The sequence below is a fragment of the Caulobacter sp. LARHSG274 genome, from assembly GCF_052871235.1.
This window is the reverse complement of sequence record NZ_JBIXJO010000008.1, coordinates 84,711-104,143: the sequence shown is the minus strand read 5'-3', so window position 1 is coordinate 104,143 and position 19,433 is coordinate 84,711. Positions and strand designations below refer to the sequence as shown.

16 protein-coding genes are annotated in these 19,433 nt (G+C 63.0%); 6 read left to right on the top strand and 10 right to left on the bottom strand.

Going from position 1 to position 19,433, the window contains the following annotated elements:
• Positions 1-102 precede the first annotated feature (102 nt).
• Entirely contained in the window at positions 103-2,937 is a 2,835-nt protein-coding gene (locus tag ACIPQB_RS15040) for a valine--tRNA ligase (protein WP_446486055.1), read from the top strand.
• Between the two features lie 91 nt (positions 2,938-3,028).
• On the opposite strand, the gene ACIPQB_RS15035 is transcribed toward ACIPQB_RS15040, so the two are convergent.
• The 5 genes from ACIPQB_RS15035 to ACIPQB_RS15015 form a co-directional block, all read right to left on the bottom strand.
• Complete coding sequence (locus ACIPQB_RS15035; RefSeq protein WP_446486054.1) at positions 3,029-3,523, bottom strand: GNAT family N-acetyltransferase; 495 nt, start codon at positions 3,521-3,523, stop codon at positions 3,029-3,031.
• 12 nt (positions 3,524-3,535) lie between these two features.
• Positions 3,536-3,871, bottom strand: coding sequence for a type II toxin-antitoxin system TacA family antitoxin (locus tag ACIPQB_RS15030; RefSeq protein ID WP_446486053.1), 336 nt, complete (start codon positions 3,869-3,871; stop codon positions 3,536-3,538).
• A gap of 48 nt (positions 3,872-3,919) precedes the next feature.
• Complete coding sequence (locus tag ACIPQB_RS15025) at positions 3,920-5,158, bottom strand: serine hydrolase domain-containing protein (RefSeq protein WP_446486052.1); 1,239 nt, start codon at positions 5,156-5,158, stop codon at positions 3,920-3,922.
• Between the two features lie 543 nt (positions 5,159-5,701).
• Positions 5,702-6,838 (bottom strand): hypothetical protein, encoded by a 1,137-nt coding sequence (locus ACIPQB_RS15020; protein WP_446486051.1) that lies wholly within the window; start codon positions 6,836-6,838, stop codon positions 5,702-5,704.
• 436 nt (positions 6,839-7,274) lie between these two features.
• The gene (locus tag ACIPQB_RS15015; RefSeq protein ID WP_446486050.1) at positions 7,275-7,847 is read right to left on the bottom strand and encodes a hypothetical protein; all 573 of its coding nucleotides are present in this window, start codon (positions 7,845-7,847) and stop codon (positions 7,275-7,277) included.
• 232 nt (positions 7,848-8,079) lie between these two features.
• On the opposite strand from ACIPQB_RS15015, the gene ACIPQB_RS15010 reads away from it, so the two are divergent.
• Positions 8,080-9,189, top strand: coding sequence for a DUF4238 domain-containing protein (locus ACIPQB_RS15010; protein ID WP_446486049.1), 1,110 nt, complete (start codon positions 8,080-8,082; stop codon positions 9,187-9,189).
• Between the two features lie 100 nt (positions 9,190-9,289).
• Here ACIPQB_RS15010 and ACIPQB_RS15005 read toward each other — a convergent pair whose 3' ends face one another.
• Positions 9,290-10,654, bottom strand: a complete 1,365-nt coding sequence (locus ACIPQB_RS15005; RefSeq protein ID WP_446486048.1) for a DUF4238 domain-containing protein — start codon at positions 10,652-10,654, stop codon at positions 9,290-9,292.
• A gap of 377 nt (positions 10,655-11,031) precedes the next feature.
• On the opposite strand from ACIPQB_RS15005, the gene ACIPQB_RS15000 reads away from it, so the two are divergent.
• The 4 genes from ACIPQB_RS15000 (at position 11,032) to ACIPQB_RS14985 (ending at position 14,811) form a co-directional block, all read left to right on the top strand.
• Positions 11,032-11,328, top strand: coding sequence for a type II toxin-antitoxin system TacA family antitoxin (locus tag ACIPQB_RS15000; RefSeq protein WP_446486047.1), 297 nt, complete (start codon positions 11,032-11,034; stop codon positions 11,326-11,328).
• 20 nt (positions 11,329-11,348) lie between these two features.
• On the top strand, positions 11,349-11,882 hold the full coding sequence (locus ACIPQB_RS14995; protein ID WP_446486046.1) for a hypothetical protein: 534 nt from the start codon (positions 11,349-11,351) through the stop codon (positions 11,880-11,882).
• A 143-nt stretch (positions 11,883-12,025) separates the two neighbouring features.
• Entirely contained in the window at positions 12,026-13,078 is a 1,053-nt protein-coding gene (locus tag ACIPQB_RS14990; protein WP_446486045.1) for an SIR2 family protein, read from the top strand.
• Positions 13,075-14,811, top strand: coding sequence for an ATP-binding protein (locus ACIPQB_RS14985; protein WP_446486044.1), 1,737 nt, complete (start codon positions 13,075-13,077; stop codon positions 14,809-14,811). Before ACIPQB_RS14990 ends, ACIPQB_RS14985 begins: the two co-directional genes overlap by 4 nt.
• A 63-nt stretch (positions 14,812-14,874) precedes the next feature.
• Here ACIPQB_RS14985 and ACIPQB_RS14980 read toward each other — a convergent pair whose 3' ends face one another.
• From ACIPQB_RS14980 to ACIPQB_RS14965, 4 genes are all read right to left on the bottom strand, one after another.
• Positions 14,875-16,521: a hypothetical protein gene (locus tag ACIPQB_RS14980; RefSeq protein WP_446486043.1), complete on the bottom strand. Its 1,647-nt coding sequence runs from the start codon at positions 16,519-16,521 to the stop codon at positions 14,875-14,877.
• 4 nt (positions 16,522-16,525) lie between these two features.
• Positions 16,526-17,233, bottom strand: a complete 708-nt coding sequence (locus ACIPQB_RS14975; RefSeq protein ID WP_446486042.1) for a protein phosphatase 2C domain-containing protein — start codon at positions 17,231-17,233, stop codon at positions 16,526-16,528.
• Between the two features lie 8 nt (positions 17,234-17,241).
• Positions 17,242-18,081, bottom strand: coding sequence for a vWA domain-containing protein (locus ACIPQB_RS14970; RefSeq protein WP_446486041.1), 840 nt, complete (start codon positions 18,079-18,081; stop codon positions 17,242-17,244).
• A gap of 571 nt (positions 18,082-18,652) precedes the next feature.
• Complete coding sequence (locus ACIPQB_RS14965) at positions 18,653-19,189, bottom strand: Ig-like domain-containing protein (protein WP_446486040.1); 537 nt, start codon at positions 19,187-19,189, stop codon at positions 18,653-18,655.
• Positions 19,190-19,433 lie beyond the last annotated feature (244 nt).

Here is a 19,433-nt window from a genome sequence, read left to right as displayed (position 1 = left end):
AAGGCGGTCGCCCCGGCGGCCGCCTTTTTCCGTCCAAATACCGCCCTGAACCCCAGGCCGCCGGTTTCGCCGGACGGCCGCAGATGGCATACCCGCTCCGCCATGCTTGAAAAGACCTTCGATCCCAAATCCGTCGAACCGCGCCTGTACGCCGAGTGGGAGGCCTCCGGGGCCTTCAAGCCGAGCCAGGATCCGAACGCCGAGGCGTTCACGATCGTCATCCCGCCGCCCAACGTCACCGGCTCGCTGCACATCGGCCACGCGCTGAACAACACCCTGCAGGACGTGCTGACCCGCTTCCACCGCATGCGCGGCAAGGCGGCCCTGTGGCTGCCGGGCACCGACCATGCCGGCATCGCCACCCAGATGGTGGTCGAGCGCCAGCTGGCCGCCGCCGGCAATGTCGGCCGCCGCGAGATGGGCCGCGAGGCCTTCGTCGAGAAGGTCTGGCAATGGAAGGCCGAGAGCGGCGGCGAGATCGTCAACCAGCTGCGCCGCCTGGGCGCCAGCTGCGACTGGTCGCGCGAGCGCTTCACCCTGGACGAGGGCCTGTCGGCCGCGGTCCGCAAGGTGTTCGTCCAGCTCTACAAGCAGGGCCTGCTCTATCGCGACAAGCGCCTGGTCAACTGGGACCCGCAATTCCAGACCGCCATCTCCGACCTCGAGGTCGAGCAGCGCGAAACCGACGGCCACTACTGGCACTTCGCCTATCCGCTGGCCGACGGCGTGACGTTCCAATACCCGATCACCTTCGACGAAGACGGCAAGGCCACGGAGTGGGAGACCCGCGACTTCATCGTCGTCGCCACCACCCGTCCGGAAACGATGCTGGGCGACACGGCCGTGGCCGTCCATCCGTCGGACGCGCGCTACAAGGACCTGGTCGGCAAGTTCGTGACCCTGCCGATCGTCGGCCGCCCCATCCCGATCGTCGCCGACGACTACGCCGACCCGACCAAGGGCTCGGGCGCGGTCAAGATCACGCCCGCGCATGACTTCAACGATTTTCAGGTGGGAAAGCGCCACAACTTGGCGGTTTTCAACATTCTGGACGATCAAGCCCGCATTCGCGGGCTGGGCGTTTTGGGTACTGAAAAACGCCGGGAACTCGATCGCGTCCCGATGGACGAGCAGGGTACGAAGGTCATTGCCGGACGTTCGAGCAGCGAACTCGAAGCGTTAGAGGCAATTCCAGAGAACCTTCGCGGCCTGGACCGCTTCGCGGCTCGGAAGGCGATCATCGCCCGGGCCGAGGACGAGGGCTGGCTGCGCGAGGTCGAGAAGACCCGCCACATGGTCCCGCACGGCGACCGCTCGGGCGTGGTCATCGAGCCGTATCTGACGGACCAGTGGTATGTCGACGCCAAGACCCTGGCCCAGCCGGCCCTGAAGGCGGTGGAGGAGGGCGCGACCGTCTTCGAGCCCCGCCACTGGGAAAAGACCTATTTCGAGTGGCTGCGCAACATCGAGCCCTGGTGCGTGTCGCGCCAGCTGTGGTGGGGCCACCGCATTCCGGCGTGGTTCGGACCGGACGGCCATATCTTCGTCGAGGAGACCGAAGAAGAGGCGATCGCCGCCGCCATCCTGCACTACGGCGACGAGGCTCCGGTCCTCAAGCGCGACGAAGACGTCCTCGACACCTGGTTCAGCTCGGCCCTGTGGCCGTTCTCGACCCTGGGCTGGCCCGAGAACACCGACGACCTCAAGCGCTTCTACCCGACCTCCACCCTGGTCACCGGCTTCGACATCATCTTCTTCTGGGTCGCCCGGATGATGATGATGGGCCTCCACTTCATGGGCGAGGTCCCGTTCAAGCAGGTGTTCATCAACGCCCTCGTCCGTGACGAGAAGGGCGCCAAGATGAGCAAGTCCAAGGGCAATGTGATGGACCCGCTGGTCCTGATCGACGAGCTGGGCTGCGACGCGGTGCGCTTCACCATGACGGCGATGTCGGGCCAGGCGCGCGACATCAAGTTGTCGAAGCAACGCATTGAAGGCTATCGCAATTTCGGCACCAAGCTGTGGAACGCCTCGCGCTTCGCCCAGATGAACGAGTGCGTCCGCGTCGAGGGCTTCGATCCCGGCTCGGTCCGGCAGCCGATCAACAAGTGGATCCGCGGCGAGACGGTCAAGACCGCCGCCGAGGTCACCCGCGCCCTGGAGGAGCCGTCGTTCGACGCCGCCGCCACGGCGCTCTACCGCTTCATCTGGAACGTGTTCTGCGACTGGTACCTGGAGCTGGCCAAGCCGATCCTCAACGGCGACGACGCCGCCGCCAAGGCCGAGACCCGGGCCACCGCCGCCTGGGCCCTGGACGTGATCCTCAAGCTGCTGCACCCGGTGATGCCGTTCATCACCGAGGAGCTGTGGGACAAGACCGCCGAGTTCGGCCCGGCCCGCGACGGCCTGCTGATCGTCGAGAAGTGGCCCGAGCTGCCCGAGAGCTGGATCGACGCCGAGGCCGAGGCCGAGATCGGCTGGCTGGTCGACACCGTTGGCGAGATCCGCTCGGTCCGCGCCGAGATGAACGTGCCGCCCTCGGCCAAGCCGCCGCTCACCGTCATCGGGGCCGGTCCCGAGACCAAGGCCCGCCTGGCCCGCCACCGCGACCTGCTGCTGACCCTGGGCCGCCTGGACAGCGCCCGCGAGGCCGACACGGCCCCGGCCGGCGCCGTGCCCTTCGTGCTCGGCGAGGCGACCGGGGCCCTCGCGATCGCCGAGTTCATCGACCTGGCCGCGGAAAAGGCGCGACTTGCGAAGGAGATCGCCGGCCACGCCAGCGAGATCGACAAGATCGAAAAGAAGCTCAACAATCCCGACTTCCTGGCCCGGGCCAAGGAAGAGGTGGTCGAGGAAAACCGCGAGCGCCTCGCTGACGCCCAGGCGGCCAAGGCCAAGCTGGAGGCGGCGTTGGCGCGGCTGGAGACGGTGGAGTAGGGCGGCTGGCAGATCGGGGACACACACTCACGGCAAGGCTTTGGCCAGCTTGGCAAGATCTACGAGTGAGTGTGTGTCCCCGTCCGCCGCCTCAGCCGAACGCCCCCACCACCGTCTCGATCGGCAGAAACAGCGTGCGGCTGTCGGCGGGATATTCGATGAACTCGGCGCAGGCCAGGTAGAAGCGCCGGGCGTTGTCGTCCTTGGCCTGCACCAGCAGCGCGCCCATGCCGATGCTCTCAGAGGCCGCGGCGACTCGGCGCAGGGCGTCGGCCAGCAGGTCGGCGCCGAGACCGCGGCCGGCATGGGCGCGGCTGACCGCCAGGCGTCCGATCACCGCGACGGGGATGGCGTCGGGCGCATGGCGCCGCATCTTGCCCGGCGCGGCCGCCCGCTCCACAGCGCTGGCCGAGAGGCGGACATAGGCCACGACCTTGTCGCCGTCGCAGACGACATAGGTGCGGGAAAACCGGCTCTCGTTCTTCAGGGCCCGCTGCCTGAGCCAGTCGTCCAGCGCCGGCTGGCCGCAGTCGAAGTCCGTCAGATCGTGGCTGGCGCTCAACGGAACCGGGGCCGACAGCGTCATTCGCGAGCGTTCTTACGCCCAGGCCGGAATCCGGCGCAACAGGGCGCGCAGCTTGGGTCCCGGCGCGGGCGGATGGTCCAGCGCCTGGACGAAGGCGTCGTACCGCTCGGGCTCCAGCACGAACAGCCGTTGATCCAGCAGCACGTCGATCGCCTGGGCGCGGGCGCTGTCGATCATGAACTCGGTCCGGGTCTTGCCCAGGACGGCCGCGGCTTCGTCGATCAGCTGCCGCGTCCGCGTTTCGATGCGCAGGTTGATGCTGCCCTTGGCGTCGGCCGGCGCGCGCTCGGCGACTGCGGCGGTCGCGGGACGCCGGCCTTGCGCGGCGGATGAGCGGTCGTGGGTCATGGCGTGGGGATGAGCTCCTGTATCCACATCGTCAATACTAGCCGCCTGTCACCGCCCATACACCGCGTCCCGCAGCTGCACCGTGAACGGCCCGTTCATGCCCTCGAAGGCGGTGTTGGTCATCGCCACCACCGTCAGGCCGCTCTTGGGGTCGACGAACCAGTTGTGGCCGTAGACGCCGCCCCAGGCGATCGTGCCGGCCTGCTGCGGGGTATGGGCGACGGCGGGGTCGTCCAGCACCGCCCAGCCATAGCCGAAGCCCCAGCCGGGGCCCTGCGTCGCCGCCTGCGGGCCGACCTGGTCCTGCATCATCATGGCGACCGTGGCGGGCTTGAGGATCGGCGCGCCGCCCTTGCGGATCGCCTCCAGCAGGGCCAGCACGTCGCCGGCCGTGCCGACCATGCCCGCCCCGCCGGACGGGAAGGCGGTAGGATCGGTGGCGCGGCTGGGGGCGAAGCGCACGGCGGTGGCCCCCAGCGAGACGTCCTGGTTGTCGGTCATCCGGGTCGGGGCGGGCTGGGCGTTGACATAGGGCGTCGCCAGCCGGGCCGGGTCGCGGGCCACGAAGCCGGCCTCGGTCAGGCCGAGCGGCTGGGTGACGGTCCGGGCGACCACCTGCGGCAGGGTCTGGCCGGTGGCCTTCTCCAGCACCCCGCCCAGCACGTCGATGGCCAGGGAATAGCGCCAGGCCGAGCCGGGCGGAAAGCTCAGCGGCGCCTGGCCCAGGCGCCGCAGGTTCTCGTCCAGGGTGATGCCCGACAGGTCGATGCCGTCCGATACGCCCAGCCGGTGATAGGGGTGCGAGGCCGGCTCGGCCAGGCCATAGGTCAGGCCGCTGGTGTGGTCGAGCAGCTGGCGCAGGGTGATCACCGGCGCGGTCCCGTCGGCCAGCTTGGGCCGGAAGTCCGGCAGCCACTTGGTCACCGGATCGTCCAGGCGCAGCTTGCCGTCCTCGACCAGCCGCATGACGGCGGCGGTGACGAACGGCTTGGTCACCGACGAATAGCGGAACACCGCATCCTCGCGCATCGGCCGCCCGGCCTCGCGGTCGGCCAGGCCGGCGGCGCGGCGATAGACGAGCTTGCCGTCGCGGGCGACCAGCACCACCGCCCCCACCAGCCGATGCTCGGCGATGGCCCGGTCGACCACCGCGTCGATCCGGGCGGCCAGGGCCGCGTCGGGGGCGGAGGCGATCGCCGCAGCCTTGGCGGTCGGCGCGGCCTGCGCGCCGGTCCCCGCCAGGGTCAGGCCGGCGACGACGGCGAGGCTGGTGATCCACGGACGCATCTTCTCGATCCCTCGCTGTGGAGTCTAAGGCGGCTCGCGTCGAAATAGGATGATCCTGCCGTCGCCGACAAGCCCTTCGGCCCGCACCGCTCCATCACCCGATCACCCCCGCGGAGGCGGGGTCCAAGCGCAAGGGGAGAAGGAAAGCGGTGCTCGATCCCCGCGATTTGCGGGGATGGACGACAGCCGGGCCCAACGAATTCAACGCCCTGAAACTTTCTCGCTTTTTTCCGTCCTCACCCTCCCAGACCAGCCCGATAATGCTCCTCACCTGAAGGCACGGGGAGGGCGCACGTACGGCGACCGATGCGGCTTTCGGGGGTGGACGAGCGGGAAGGCTGGTCCGCCGCGTTTCCTTCGGGAGACGTCTTCGGGACGGATCGGATGCAGGCTCACCCTGGTCGTGACGAAGCTCCGGCGCTGAAGGCAGGCGGACAAGCCAGCAGGCATGCGGGGGTTACGCATGCGGTCCGGGACCTTCCTGAAACGACACAAGCTTTCAGTGGCGATCTAGGTGCCGCAGGCGGACTCCGAGAATGCTCTCTACTCCACCTCCTTCCAGGACGGGATATCGGCGTCATCGTTCATGAGTTCTGCTACGGCAAAACGTTCCCCAAGGGCTTCGGGCGTCAAGTCGTCGCCGAGCCTTGCAAGCCGGCCCCGGGCCCAATTAATGAAGTTTGCGGCCTCTGGATCGCCACCTAGGTCGGCTTGATTGTAGCGAGCCAGGAAACTTTCCAACCGCCGAGCGGCCTCATGGCGCTCAAGTTGCCGCTCAAGAAATTCCTGCCGCTTGGTTTCGAGCCGCTGGCGTCGTTCCGCTTCCTTGCGTCGAGCCGCCTCTTCGGCCCATTGCGCGTCTCGCTCCGCCGTGAGGCGTCGGATCTCCTTCATAGCGGCGGCGCGTGCCGCCAGAGCCTCGATAATTCTCTCCATCTGACCTTCGAGGCGCCGAGATCGGCTCTCGCCAAAGGTGCGACGGAGACCTGTTGCCGCCCCGAATGAATATGGATTGGGATCTAATTGAAAGACGAAGCAGCCAGTCGGCCGGTAATCCCAATCTGGAATCTGCGGGGGATTTCCCGCGCTGAACCAATCGCCGCGCCGCACGGCCGCCGCACGCCTAGTTTCGAAACGCGCCAATGCTTCGCGCTCTGTATCAGTCACCTTATGGCGGACACGGTCAATTTGTTCGGCCAGGGTGAAGTTGACGGCCTCGCCGTCGGGGCAGAGCTGCAAGCCCTTCTCCGAATGCGTGACAGCCCATCCTTGGCCTTCCGTCGCCAGCAGGAGATGGTTGAGCACCTGAAGCGCGCGGGGGGCCTCGTCCGGACTTACTGACACCGAAAACGCCCCCTTGCCGCCCGACCTGGCCAAGCCTCCGACAGGGTTAGGCGAGAGCAATTTTTTGCGGGTGATTTCCAGAATGGGATGCAGATCGAGTTCGATGCTCGGCGGCGGCGCCATCGTGACGATCGGCGGGCTCGGAGGCGACGGAGTGGCGACGATGGCGGGCTTGTCTTTTGGACGGCGCGCTTGCTTTTCTGCGGCCTTGGGTTTCTCTGGAGCCTTCGTTTTGGCGGCCTTCGCGATTGTGAAGGCGACCGTCGTGTCCGCTCGCATGTCGTTGAAATCTTCCAGCGCCGGTTGTTGGACGGGCTTACCGAACGCCTTTTTCATCCAATACCCCGACCGCGGCGTCGGGATTCCGTGCCGTCTGCAAATGGATGTCAGTGCAATGCTGGTCACGCCAAGTTTCGCGGCCAACGTGGTGATCGGTTCTGACCAGACTCGGGCGTAGAGAGCTTGGCGGCTGAGGGGATCGGCGTTGGCTGTCATGGTACTTGGCGATTGCAAGAGGCGGCTTGGCTGAGGCGCTCAAGTTGACCGGATTGCTATTTGGGGTCCTAGGCGCACGGCCTTGTATCAGGAGCTAACGCGGGTGTGAGCGCCTAGGCATACAAGGCCGTGCGGCAACCCAAACCGACATTTGCTCCGAGTGGCAATCTAAGGGGCCCCGAAACACGTCCTAGAGCCGGGGCCACGCAGCCGCCGCTGAGCCCTCGATCCTAAGATTTATGCAGCCATCCGCGTAATCGATACCTTGAATAGGCATTCAATCTTTGCTCTTGAGCCAAGGCCAACTAGGCTTTTGAACCGCCATCGCGCTCTGAGAGGCCTTAAGAACGGTTTCCGTGCATTCATAGAGACGATCGCGCAGCCCCTCCAGATATGCGATTTGGTCGGCGCTAGGCTTTCCGGAGCGATTGATCGTTTTGACAATGCCATCCGCAGCCTTGTGCAGGTACCGTAGGAACACACGGAACCGCCTCATGTGAAATCCGACCTGCAGGCTGTCGAGTTCGTGAGCGGGGAACGATTCAATATCCGCTATCGCTCCGGCTATCTGGTTATCGTCGACTCCCTCGCGCTTGATCAGTGGCCAGAGCTCGCGATCGATCAAATTTGCAATCAGTCCATCCGCCTGGACCTGTGCGGCGTCTGTCATCGTCGTCGCCGTCAAAATTAGCGACACCTGCCTCGCCCGCCTGCGCCCCTCGGCCGCAGCATGATCACTTCGGGCAATAACAATGGCAGCGCCAATCGCCAGCAGGCCACCAACAGCCTGCGCCCAACCTGCGAGTTTCTCATGCTCTTCAAGCCACGTGAAAAAGAGCGAAGGATCCATAAAGCAACTCCACCAGGCCGCTTTCGCACGCTGCCACGGCATATCTCGTTGGTGAGGGTAAGCTTAACTATTAATACGTGCCTGCAATCTATCCAGCAGGAAACGCGCCACCGATCGCCCATCCACAGTACCGTTTGCCAGAGCGCTCAACGGCCAGCGCGGATACTAAGGCCTTTGGGATCGAGGCGTCATCGGGATACGGGTCTGCTAGCGCGAAGGCGAGCTTTGGGCCGTGGCCGACAACAAGAACCAGCACTTCGTGCCGCGATGTCATCTCAAGCCGTTCTCGCTCGACGGCGCGGGTCTTGCGATCAATCTGTTCAACCTGACGCGCTGCCAGGCCATCGAATCTGCGCCTTTGAAACACCAATGCTCGCGGGACTATTTCTACGGCAAAGACCCGCTCCTAGAACGCGCAATCAACACCGTCGAGAACGGCTACGTCGAAGGCCTACGGCGGCTGCTTGAACGAACGCCTCGCATCGATCCCGTGGTCAATATCAGCCTCAAGCGCTTTATTTATCTGCAGCAGATGCGCACCGAGGCGGCGTCCCGCAGCGCCGCGATGATGGCGTTCGCGATGCTCGATGTTCCCGGCAACGATCTACCAAGGCCCAGCCTCAAAGAAGCGATGTTCGAAGGTGTCCAGGCCGCGATGCTGGCCTATGCCGACACCATGTCGATCGTCGATGATCTGCAGCTGTGCCTAGTACGTAATCGTTCCAACACGCCGTTCATCACGTCCGACAATCCGGCAGTGCTGACCAATCGCTGGCATCACAGCGATGAACGTACACAAGGACGCAGTTTTGGCGCCAAGACCGCCGGAGCCATCTTTGTCATGCCGCTTTCGCCAAGCCTTCTGGCTCTGCTCTTTGACCCGGACGTGTACGCCGTCGCCCAAAGGCGTGGTGTGGTCGATCTGATCCACAATGTGGACGCTCGCGCCTTGAACCAGCATCAGGTCCTCAACTGCGCGGCCAATCTCTATTTCCGAGACTGGGAACGGCGCGGCTCGATTGCGGCCCAGGTCGAGGCGGTCAAGATGAGGCGCCCGGACCAGCTCCACGAAGTTCATTACGCGGTAAAGGCCGAGACCACCGATTGGGGGAGCCGCTACGACGTGCGCGATCTGGCGTCGATCCAGCTGGGCCGCGATGAGGTCCTGATCCACGTGATTGGCGTCAAGCCTGAACCAACGCGCTGGCCTTCCTTTCTGACGATGCGCCCCGACGGCGTGGTTTGGTCGAATGGCACTGGGGCCGGGTTCACGCGACAGGGCTGCCTTGAAGCGGGGTTTGTGAGGGGGCAAAACTACCGTCGCTCCAAAGCGTGTCGCTAGGTCTCACTTTCACGGCGTCCGCTTGGCGTCTCAGTCCGTGAGCCCGCCCACGGCGTGGTCCGGCTCCATCGTAAGAAGATCGCGAAGGCTACCGCCGTCGTCAGCAACCGACCGGACGGACGACGGATGCGCGCCGCAGCGGCGGCTTGGCTGAGCCGAGATCCAACCCCCAGTGCGGTAGGGCCTGGTCCGTCGGTCGCGTGTACACGCCGAGGTTGGCTTTGACGATGCGAAGGTGGGCCGGATCGTCGGCCGCCTTTCGCGCGATCACCGACTTGGCCGCCTGGCGACAGATCAGGGCGTTGTAGGTCGCGGCCTGGAGTGTCGTTAGCTCGATCCCCTGGCTGACGATCAGCGGCCCAGGCTGAGCCTTCTCGGGTCCGGCGACAAAGCAGATTGAGGGTGTGAGCGGATAGATCAAGGTCCAGGTCCCGTCGCCCACCGAGCCGTTGAGCGCCACCGGATGGTCGCCCTTGAGAAACGAGGTCTGCGGCGGACACTTGGCGATGGTCCATCGCTTGCTGACGATCAGGCGGTGAAAGCCGGCATACGCCTCGTTCTGGCTGAATACGGTCTCGATGGCTCGTGCCAGGTGAGCCGGGTCGGTCGGGTAGCGGGTCCCAGTGGCGTCGATGAGGGCCTTAAGACCCGACATGAGCGTGGCCATCGCGCCCGGCGTGCGAACAAGTTGACTGAGCAGGAACGCAATCCAATGCGATCGCTCGATTTCGGTCAGAGGGACTCGGCGACGGAGCTTGTCATAGGGCCCTCGCGCCTCCCTTTCGATGTTGCCAAACCGGACTTCCAAGGCTTGGGAGTAGAGATAGTCGGTCGCGCCCCAGACCTTCGCCGTCCCGGGGCTCGTGCGCACCTCGCCGTCGAATCCGATCTGGTGGACATCGAATTTGCCCGAAACCGCGTCTACCCAAGGGCGGGTCGAGAACTGGGGCACGAAATGCATGCGGCTACGATGGGGCTCGGTGTTCTTTCGCAGTCGGCGCGGCGGGTTCTTTTCTGGCGGGGGGACGATGAGGGGATGCTGTTTGCGCCATCGCAGTAGCAGGGGCTTCCAAGCCCCGTCGGCGACGTTGCGCGCGGTGGTCTCCACCATGGTTTGCCCCCCCTCGGAGTAGAGGTGGTCCAGTTCGGCCTGGGGATCATAGGTCTCCAGCGGCTGCTGCTTGGCCTTGAAGGTCAGGACCGATCGATCAACGAACAACAGTAGACGCGCCATCTCATGGATCGCGTCGGGGCGGCTAGGTCGCGGGATGCCTTGCCCGACTTCGGCGAGGCCAATCTGGAGCGTTCGATCGACGACGAGGTCGACAAGTCTGGACCAGACGGCGGCCAGGTTGTGGGCCTTGGCGAGGTCGAGCCTGGGGCAGCGTTTCTGAAGCAGCTCCAGGAAGACGTGGTGGTTGTGGCGCTGCATCTTCGCCACGTCGATCGTAAACGTCGCGCTCATCGATCCAGTTCTTGTGATGGGATCCCCGCCGTCAGCTCTTGCCAGCAGAATGCCGCAGAAAGCCGAAGATTCGCGAGCGCTAGGCGGTCAGTGCCACGCCGAAATGTCACGAACGATCATGGGGTGGGAATTGGCAGTCAGGCGATGGACGCATCGTGCTAGCCATGCAACCTTCTTCTTCCTCCCCGCCTTATTGAAATTCCCTCTTTGAGGGTCCGGTAGAGAAAATATCTCGCCCCTTGGGCGGCCGCCCAAGGGGCGAGATATTTTCTCTACCGGACCCTCATTGTTGTCAACTGGAATTGTACGGCGGAACACCGTACATTAACCCGGCGTCTCCATCCTGCGTGGAGGCGATCAGCCGTTGGAGGAGATAGATGTCCGCCCTAGCCATGAAGCCGAGCGCTCCTCGCAAGCTCAAAGCCGATCGCATCGAGGCTCGCCTCTCGAGCGAAGCCAAGAGCATTATTGAGCACGCCGCGCAGCTCGAAGGCTTGAGTGCTTCGGACTTCGTCATCACCCATGCTCAGGAAGCTGCGCGCACGGTGATTTCCCAGCACGAACGCTGGAAGCTGGATCGTCTGCAAAGCGAAGCCTTCATCGACGCTTTGGTCAACCCGCCAGAACCCAACGCCGCGTTGCTTCGCGCCGCTGAGCGCTACAAGGCTCGGTAGAACCCTGATACACAAAGCCCATGATGGCTGGGTTCGATGTTCAGCCGCTCGGGTCGAGCCACGACCGAGCGGCTTTCGCTTGTGGCGAGGCGTCACTCGACGAATACCTCAAAACAAAGGCGCGCAAGGAGTTCGAGCTCGGCTTCGGCGCGGTCTTTGTGCTTTCCTCGTCCGATGCGCCGACCGTGATCGCCGGCTATTACACGCTGTCTGCGCTTTCGGTTGAGGTCACCGGGATTCCCGAGCATCTACGCAAGAAATTCCCGAAGTATCCGATCGTGCCAGTGACGTTGCTGGGACGTCTCGCTCGTTCCCTAGACCATAAGGGCCAGGGCGTGGGGGAAATGCTGCTCATGGACGCTCTAAACCGGGCCCAGCTGGCGGCCGAGAGTGTTGGATCCCATGCTGTCGTGGTCGATCCCATCGATCAGAAGGCCAAGGCTTTTTATGAAGCCTACGGATTTTACTCCCTAGTCGGCGGAACGCAGCGGCTGATGCTTCCAATGGACACCATTCGCAAGCTGAAGCTCAACGAACCGAACGATCGCGGCTAGATTCGCTGACAGGCGTCAGCAGGACCATCATAGACGAACCTAATCGATGGAGCCGACACAGGAATAACGAGAAAATGGTGCGCTCGCTGTCGCAAAGGTAGCGAATATGCTGTCCTATGGCTAACTTGACCATGGGAGGGACAATGGCGATCAAAACCAACCTCGAACTGGCTCAGGAATTCTCGCAGACCGTTCTGGCGCTCGCTCCGGTCATCGTCCTTGGCAGCGGGTTCTCCGCTGCCCACGGCGTACCGAGCATGTGGCCTCTAGGCACCCACCTTCGCGCGCTACCGACAGGACCGGACTGGTCCACGGAGGAGGAGACGGAGTGGGGCGTATTCTGCGGCCAAATCGATACCGGCGTTGATCTGGAGGCCGCGCTGGGAAAGGCGCGCCTGACCGAGCGTCAGACGCACGCCGTCGTTGAGGCCACGAGGGCTTTTCTGTTGCCGTCGGACCTAGAGGCCTTCAGCTCCCTCCTGGCCGATCGCAGGGCTTTTCCGCTCACGCGGCTTTACCAGCACCTCTTCAATAGCACCCATCGCACCGTTGACGTCGTTACGCCCAACTACGATCGGCTAGCCGAATACGCCGCCGACGCTGGCGGCTTTAGCCACTTCACCGGCTTTGACTATGGCCATCTGCAGACACGCGCCAAGGATCCGACGACGCGCATTCACTATGGGCGCGACGTCGCGCGTACGGTCAGTGTCTGGAAGGTGCACGGGTCGCTAGACTGGTTCCGGGACGCGGTCGGCCAGATCATCGGGGCCCGGGCCTGTCTCGCGACACCACCTGGCTACACCCCTGTCATGGTGACCCCAGGCATCGATAAATACCGCCTCACCCACGGCGAACCCTTCCGGACGATCTTTGGCTGTTCTGACGCCGCGCTCGAACGGGCGCGGGCCTATCTCTGCATCGGCTACGGCTTTAACGACGAGCACGTTCAGCCGAAGCTGGTGGAGCGTTGTGAGGCCTCCAGCATTCCTTTGCTCGTCATCACCAAAGCCCTGACGCCCACGACCAAGGCGTTCTTGGCCCGGGGGCGATGCGGCAAGTATCTCGCACTCGAAGAGTGCCCTGGTGGTACGCGAGCCTTCTTCAACGCCGCGCCCGATGGCGTCGAGTTGCCTGGCGAGACGATTTGGCAACTTCCCAATTTCCTGGACCACATGCTTGGAGCAAAGCCATGAGCATCTTCGCCTACGGCGACGGCGAGGCCTTGGGGCGCGTCCTGTCGGTCGACACAGCCACGGTCGTGGTTCGTGTTGATGACGTGGCGGCGCTGCGCTCCTTGCAGGTCAACCGCCTAGTCGCCCTACAAAGCAGCCTGGCCGGCCAACATCTGATCGGCATCATTCAGAAGATCACGCGCACGGCCGTGGAGCAGCGCACCGGAACGGTGGAAACCGAAACCATCGAAACCGCTCACCCAGAGGTCAATTTGGTGCGGGTGACGCTGATCGGCACCTTGATCGACCTAGTGGGCGCCCGGTCGAATGTCTTCAGGCGCACCCTGGAGACCGTGCCGGAAATCGACGCCAATTGTTTTGCGTTGGAAGGCGAAAGGCTGACCCGTTTTATGCAGGTTATCTCAGCCGTGTCGGGTGATGGCCATCGCCTGTCACTAGGCAGCTACACGCTCGATCCCGCCGCCGAAGCCTTCGTCAACGGCAACAAGCTTTTTCAACGCCACGCGGTTGTCGTCGGCAGCACAGGATCGGGCAAGTCTTGGACAACAGCGCGATTGCTTGAACAGATCGCTCTCCTGCCAAGCGCCAACGCGATCGTTTTTGATATCCACGGCGAATATGGCTCACTTAAGGGGCCAGGTTTTCGCCATCTCCGCGTAGCTGGGCCGGCCGACATCGAGGAGGGCCGCAGCCTGAAGGACGGCGTCCTACATCTGCCCTATTGGTTGTTGAGCTATGAGGCATTGGTGTCGATGTTTGTCGATCGCAGCGATCAAAATGCGCCCAACCAGGCCATGGTGATGTCCCGGGCCATCGTCGGCGCCAAGACCGACTATCTCAAGACCGGGGGCCACGAAGAAGTGCTGGCCAATTTCACCATCGACAGCCCGGTGCCCTTCACAATTGATTTGGTCTTGGCCGAACTTAACCGGCTCAACACCGAGATGGTGCCCGGCGCCAAAACCGAGAAGCAAGGCGATTTCCACGGCAAGCTTAGCCGTCTCATCCAACGCCTCGACAGCAAGCGCGATGACCGTCGACTTGGGTTTCTATTCCCCAAAGCCGAGGCGACGCTTGAATTCGGCTGGCTGGGGATTTTGGTCGATACGCTGCTCGCCGGTAACGATCGCGACACAGAGGGCGGCGTCAAGATCATCGACTTTTCCGAGGTGCCTTCCGACATCCTGCCGCTGATTGTCGGCATGGTCGCTCGCCTGGCTTTCTCTGTTCAGCAATGGTTGCCGTCTGGCGGCCGGCATCCGGTGGCTCTCTTCTGTGACGAGGCCCACCTCTACATTCCTGAGAACGCCGCGTCTGGAGCTGCCGAGAACGCGATCGCGATCTTCGAGCGGATTGCCAAGGAGGGACGCAAATATGGCGTGAGCCTAGTGGTGATCAGCCAGCGCCCCTCCGAGGTGAACCGAACCGTTGTGAGCCAATGCAGCAACTTGATCGCCATGCGTCTAACCAACGGCGACGATCAGGCGGTCGTACGGCGGCTTCTCCCCGACAGCCTGGGAGGATTTGGGGACCTGTTGCCGATTCTCGATACAGGCGAAGCGCTCGTGGTCGGCGACGCTATCCTTCTGCCTACCCGTATTCGCATCGCCACCCCGATCAACGAACCTTTGAGCGGGACGATCGACTTTTGGGATCGCTGGGCCGGCGAAAAAGGTACGAGCGACCTTGCTAAGGCGGTCGAGGGGTGGCGTCGACAGAGCATGGCAAAATAACTCCATCACATGCCGAGCTGGATTGAGGCTTCGAAGTCGGAAGGGCCGACTGGTTGAACTGAATTACCAATTGAGCCAGGCAAGCACGATCAGAACCCCAAGAGCCCAGATCCACCAGGGGATGCCTTTTTGGGTTCTCTGCGGAGCCTGTGAACCAGTGGAGCCGAGGGGCGAACCTGTCGCAATGCTCGCTGGAGCGCTTTGCCTCAATGAAGCGAGGATGGCCTCGTTCTTCGTGCTCGGCTTCGCGGCGAACGCGGTTGGCGCGGGCGCTCGCGACGGTGCGGGTGCGCCGCGTGGGTTGCGTATGCTGCGCAAAATGTCTTGGTTCGAACCCGCGCGGCCTTCGCGACTTTGCCCCCCGATTGCCGGTTGCGCGAGCCTGAACTTGGCCTCCTTTTCAGGAAGCAAAATGATCTGATTGTCTGACACCACGGTAATTCCGACGCTGGTGTAGGACTTATCGTAATGCCGGCCTTCATAAGGCGGCTCGACCAGACCCGTCACACTGATCCAACGGCTGGCCCAGGCGGCAGTCGGGCGCGTGCTCATCGCTCCCAGCCCCTCGGACCAGATCGTGATCTTCACGTTCTGCCCATTCCAGAGTCCGAAATTTATGAAGACGTATGGGCGATTCTTGCGCTTACCGCGCTTGGTTATGCCCTCGCGGACGGAAAGGATCTTGCCGACGATCTCGACCTTTTCACCCACGGCGGCCATAGCCATCGCAAAGTTGGCGCCATCGACCACCGGGAACGCGGAAATATACCCGACCACCTTGGCGGCCTGCTCGGCTGTCGCGGTCTTGGCCGCGACAGCTGGAATGTTTCGGCCGGCGATGAAGTCGGTCAACGTCGGCACCGCGCTTAGAGGCGCCTGGCAAACCGCCGCCAATTTCCGCGCGCTGTCCCGGACAGCGGGCAAGCCATCAAGAAGGCGGAACACCTCCGATGTGGTCGGATCGGAGAAGTCGTTGGCCTTGAAAATGATCGCCTGGCCGCCCTCGCGAAATTTGCGATGGAGCGCCGGGTCCGCCATCAGGGCTTCGAAGCTGACGTCCAGCACGATGAACGAAAAGCGGTCCATCGCCGGGCCGAAATCCCGAACGCCACGCCCCGGATGCTGAAAGTGTTTATGGCCGACTTCGCTGCCGTTTCCAGTCGCCATGCCGGGGACGAACATGCCGTCGTAGTCGATGAGCCGAAGGGCTCTTCCCGACACCATGACGTTCTCGTTCTGGATGTCGCCATGGGCGACGCCGTGGCTTTCCAGGAAGCCCGCAAGATCCGAAGACGCTTGGCGGAGCGCATGTATCTCACTTGGGTTTGAGGCGACTCTGTCCAGGTGGACGCCGAGCGTTTCGCCTTCGACCCAGTCCATTTTGACGATGGGGTGCTTTTGGCCCCTGACCGTGATGCCGTTGGGCTGAAAGTCGAAATCCACGAAATAGGAGTTGGCCAGGCGCTTCAGAGCCGTGGACACCGCTTGGTATCTGGCTTGCACCTCGGGCACTTGCCGATGGAAGCAGCGAACGGCGTACTTCCTCCCGCCGGCCGCAATTTCGTAGGTAAGGGCAAAGCCCCCAGAGAGGGCTAGGGGAAGCCCAAGGCCTGTTTCAGCTACGCGCCCACCACGCAGAACTGGATCGGTAAAGGCACTGGCGGTGTCCTGAACCGCCTCGTTGTAGTCGATGATTTGGGGGAAGCTCACCTGCTCAGCCCACCACTACCAGCGTGGTGTCATCGAGCCGAAGGCGTCCTTCGGAGCGCTCGTGTTCCACGAATGCTGAGAATTCCGCGTCCGTCGTCAGCTCAAATAGCTGTCGAACGCGATCGGCGGACGGGGCGTCCAGCAGCCAACGCCCCAACGCATCGGTCATCATGAAGAGCGTGACACCGTCGTCGAGGGCTAGTTCATGCCAAGCCAGTTCTAAGTCGTCGTCCGCGAGATCGGCGTTCTGCCGCGGGCTGGTGGACAGCAGAAGCGGAGAAGCGTCGAACTCCGCGGCGAGGGTGTACGGCAGGGTACGGACAACCTGGCCCGACTGAATAAGCACGAGCAAGCTGTCGCCGACAGCGAACGTTTTTGCCGATCGCGGGCCGTCGATTACGATGCCCAGGAGCGTGGCGAAACTGCCCCTGTCGAACGCGCCCTGCTGCATCCACTCCATCGCTTCGCGATCGTAGGCGGCTTCATATTCGGCTATTGCCAGTGACAGCCAGTCGCGGGAAATGGCGCGATCATCGACGAACTTGCGCGTCAGAAGATCGGCCCAAGGACCAGGATCAAACGACACCGAAGCGCCATCGCTCAATGCGCAGATCGACCCATCTGGTGACGACCACCAGCGATCTTCGTTGGGTTCACCCTCGCGTTTAGAGTGGGTGAACCCACGCATCACCCTGATTGGGGCATCGCTCATGGCGTGGATTATCGGTCGGCGGTTAGGCGCGGCCGAGTGCCGATGTCGAAGAAGTTGGTGATGTCTTTGGGATCGGCGTTGAACATGAAGCCTCGCGCGCCGGGCTCCATTCGGTAGCCTTTGTCAGCCGCGATGGTAGCGACGTGAGGCGGCAAGATGCTCGACATTCCGAACAGAAGCTTGGCGTAGCTGTCCGTCAACCCGCCCGCCGAGTTCGGAAATTTGACCGTCTCGCCTTGCTCGGTGGAGACGTGGATATTGAACAGCAGACACTCGCCATCGAGCGTCGAGATTTGCTGAATCGCGGTAGCGATGCCGTCTGGATTCCCGTCGGTCGAGGCGCCGTCCGTCACGTGAAGGATCGTCGGCGGATAGCTGTTCGGGTGAGCATCGCACCATTCCACCAGGGCTTCCGCCGCTTTGGTCAGAGCGGCCGACATGGGCGTGCCGCCAGAGCTGGTGGGTTCGAACCACACCGGAAATTTGATGCGCCGTTCAAGCACTCCACCCGCACCGTCGTCTTCCAATCTCGTCCGGTCTTCGACCCGGAGGGGCGACGTGGCCAATGCGGTGATCGGATGGACGATCTTGCCAGCGAGCGCGCCGCCAAGACCTGGAGTAGCGCCTTGGGCGCCATATCCGATCACCCCGATATCGAAATAATTACGCACGCCATCGGACTTCGTGCAGTTGGTCACAAGCGTGTAGATCGTCTTGTTCAGGACGTCGGCGACGAAATCGGCCTTCGTCTTTCCGGTGGCCATTTTCTCGTCCATCGAGCCCGATTGGTCGATGACGAAGAGGATCGCGGTCGGGTTATCTCGGCTGATCTCGGCGGAATACGTCACGCGGCCACTTCCCTGGTTGAACAAGCTCAAGCTTAGCGAGCAACCTATAGCATGTGGCGAGCATGCGAAGGGGGAGAGCGGGCTGGGGACGAACTAAGGGAGCGAAGGCAAGATGAAGGGACGGCGCCACCCCGAGGGATGGCTTGTCCTAAGTTGTTGTCTGCACATCGTTTTTAGAGTGCTGGCTTTGGCGCCATGCCTTAGAAAGTAGCGCCATGTTGGCGCCAAGACGTACTAAGTCCTTGAGCGATATTGAGCTTTAGTACCTCTGAAGAACGTGAGGGCGAACCCTCCAGCACCTCCTCGATTTCTGATCAGAGATCCCTGATCTTGCCGAGGCTAGATCACGACGCCGGCCCGGGTCTGCGCTTGGACGCCTCGACGAAGGCCATCGCGATTGTTGATAACGCCTTCCGAGGATGGCGTCGTCCTTCGCCAATATTCCTGATCGGATGCGAGCATCCAATCGGCTTGGCCGTTCACGAGATCGGCGCGCGACAAAGTGGCGGCTAGATCAGGTTCGCCGCCGTGTGGACGAGGCGCTGCTCTGATCCTTATGAGCTCTGGGAATTTACGACGTCCGCGCAATCGTGAAGGTCGGATAGATCGTGTGGCCGTGGCCGTCTGACACCGTGTACGTGAAGGTCGTGCCGGGAGCTTTGACGTTGCTGATCGTCGCGTTGGCTCCGGAGACGGTTCCTGTCGCGGCGTTGGTGAACCCGGTGACCGAGACGAGCGTGAGCGCGTCACCGTCAGGATCGGTGCAGGCGGGGCTGACGGTGATCGGTTGAACGATCAGGGACACGCCGACCCCGCCGTTTGGAATTGCGCCGATATTCATCGACTTGTTGGCGCAGCTCGGCGCCTGATTGGCCGGAGGCGGCGGCGCGCCATTGGTCACCTGCACGCTGGCGCGGTTATTGGCGGCGTCATAGCTATAGGTGGTCTGCACGCCGGACGGGTAGATCACGCTGACCAATCTTCCATGAACGTCATAATTGAAGGTCGCGTTGGCCTGGGCCAGGGCGCCCTGATGGGCTGGCCACAACAATCCCAACGCGGCCAAACCGAGCAGGATGCGGCGAGATGGCCGAAGATCGAGCGTCATGCGGAAGGCGATCTTTCAATTGAAGTTGCGAATAGGATCCGGCGCGGATCGATCTCCCGGGCGCGTTGGGCTGCGTTCGGCATAGCAAGCGTCGAGCCTGCCGCCAGCCTGACGGTATTGCCAAGCTTGCCAGCGCCCGACGGCCATATGCAAGCCGGAAGTGGGACAACCCAGGAAAATATTTCTCGATTTTGCGATTGGTGATTGCGCAGCTTGGCCTAATTGTAGGACTAAAGCTTGAGCT

Excerpts from the sequence above, each read along its gene's own strand:
- ACIPQB_RS15040 (WP_446486055.1), top strand. The coding sequence starts at position 103 with ATGCTTGAAAAGACCTTCGATCCCAAATCCGTCGAACCGCGCCTGTAC.
- ACIPQB_RS15035 (WP_446486054.1), bottom strand. The coding sequence starts at position 3,523 with ATGACGCTGTCGGCCCCGGTTCCGTTGAGCGCCAGCCACGATCTGACG.
- ACIPQB_RS15030 (WP_446486053.1), bottom strand. The coding sequence starts at position 3,871 with ATGACCCACGACCGCTCATCCGCCGCGCAAGGCCGGCGTCCCGCGACC.
- ACIPQB_RS15025 (WP_446486052.1), bottom strand. The coding sequence starts at position 5,158 with ATGCGTCCGTGGATCACCAGCCTCGCCGTCGTCGCCGGCCTGACCCTG.
- ACIPQB_RS15020 (WP_446486051.1), bottom strand. The coding sequence starts at position 6,838 with ATGAAAAAGGCGTTCGGTAAGCCCGTCCAACAACCGGCGCTGGAAGAT.
- ACIPQB_RS15015 (WP_446486050.1), bottom strand. The coding sequence starts at position 7,847 with ATGGATCCTTCGCTCTTTTTCACGTGGCTTGAAGAGCATGAGAAACTC.
- ACIPQB_RS15005 (WP_446486048.1), bottom strand. The coding sequence starts at position 10,654 with ATGAGCGCGACGTTTACGATCGACGTGGCGAAGATGCAGCGCCACAAC.
- ACIPQB_RS15000 (WP_446486047.1), top strand. The coding sequence starts at position 11,032 with ATGTCCGCCCTAGCCATGAAGCCGAGCGCTCCTCGCAAGCTCAAAGCC.
- ACIPQB_RS14995 (WP_446486046.1), top strand. The coding sequence starts at position 11,349 with ATGATGGCTGGGTTCGATGTTCAGCCGCTCGGGTCGAGCCACGACCGA.
- ACIPQB_RS14990 (WP_446486045.1), top strand. The coding sequence starts at position 12,026 with ATGGCGATCAAAACCAACCTCGAACTGGCTCAGGAATTCTCGCAGACC.
- ACIPQB_RS14985 (WP_446486044.1), top strand. The coding sequence starts at position 13,075 with ATGAGCATCTTCGCCTACGGCGACGGCGAGGCCTTGGGGCGCGTCCTG.
- ACIPQB_RS14975 (WP_446486042.1), bottom strand. The coding sequence starts at position 17,233 with ATGAGCGATGCCCCAATCAGGGTGATGCGTGGGTTCACCCACTCTAAA.
- ACIPQB_RS14965 (WP_446486040.1), bottom strand. The coding sequence starts at position 19,189 with ATGACGCTCGATCTTCGGCCATCTCGCCGCATCCTGCTCGGTTTGGCC.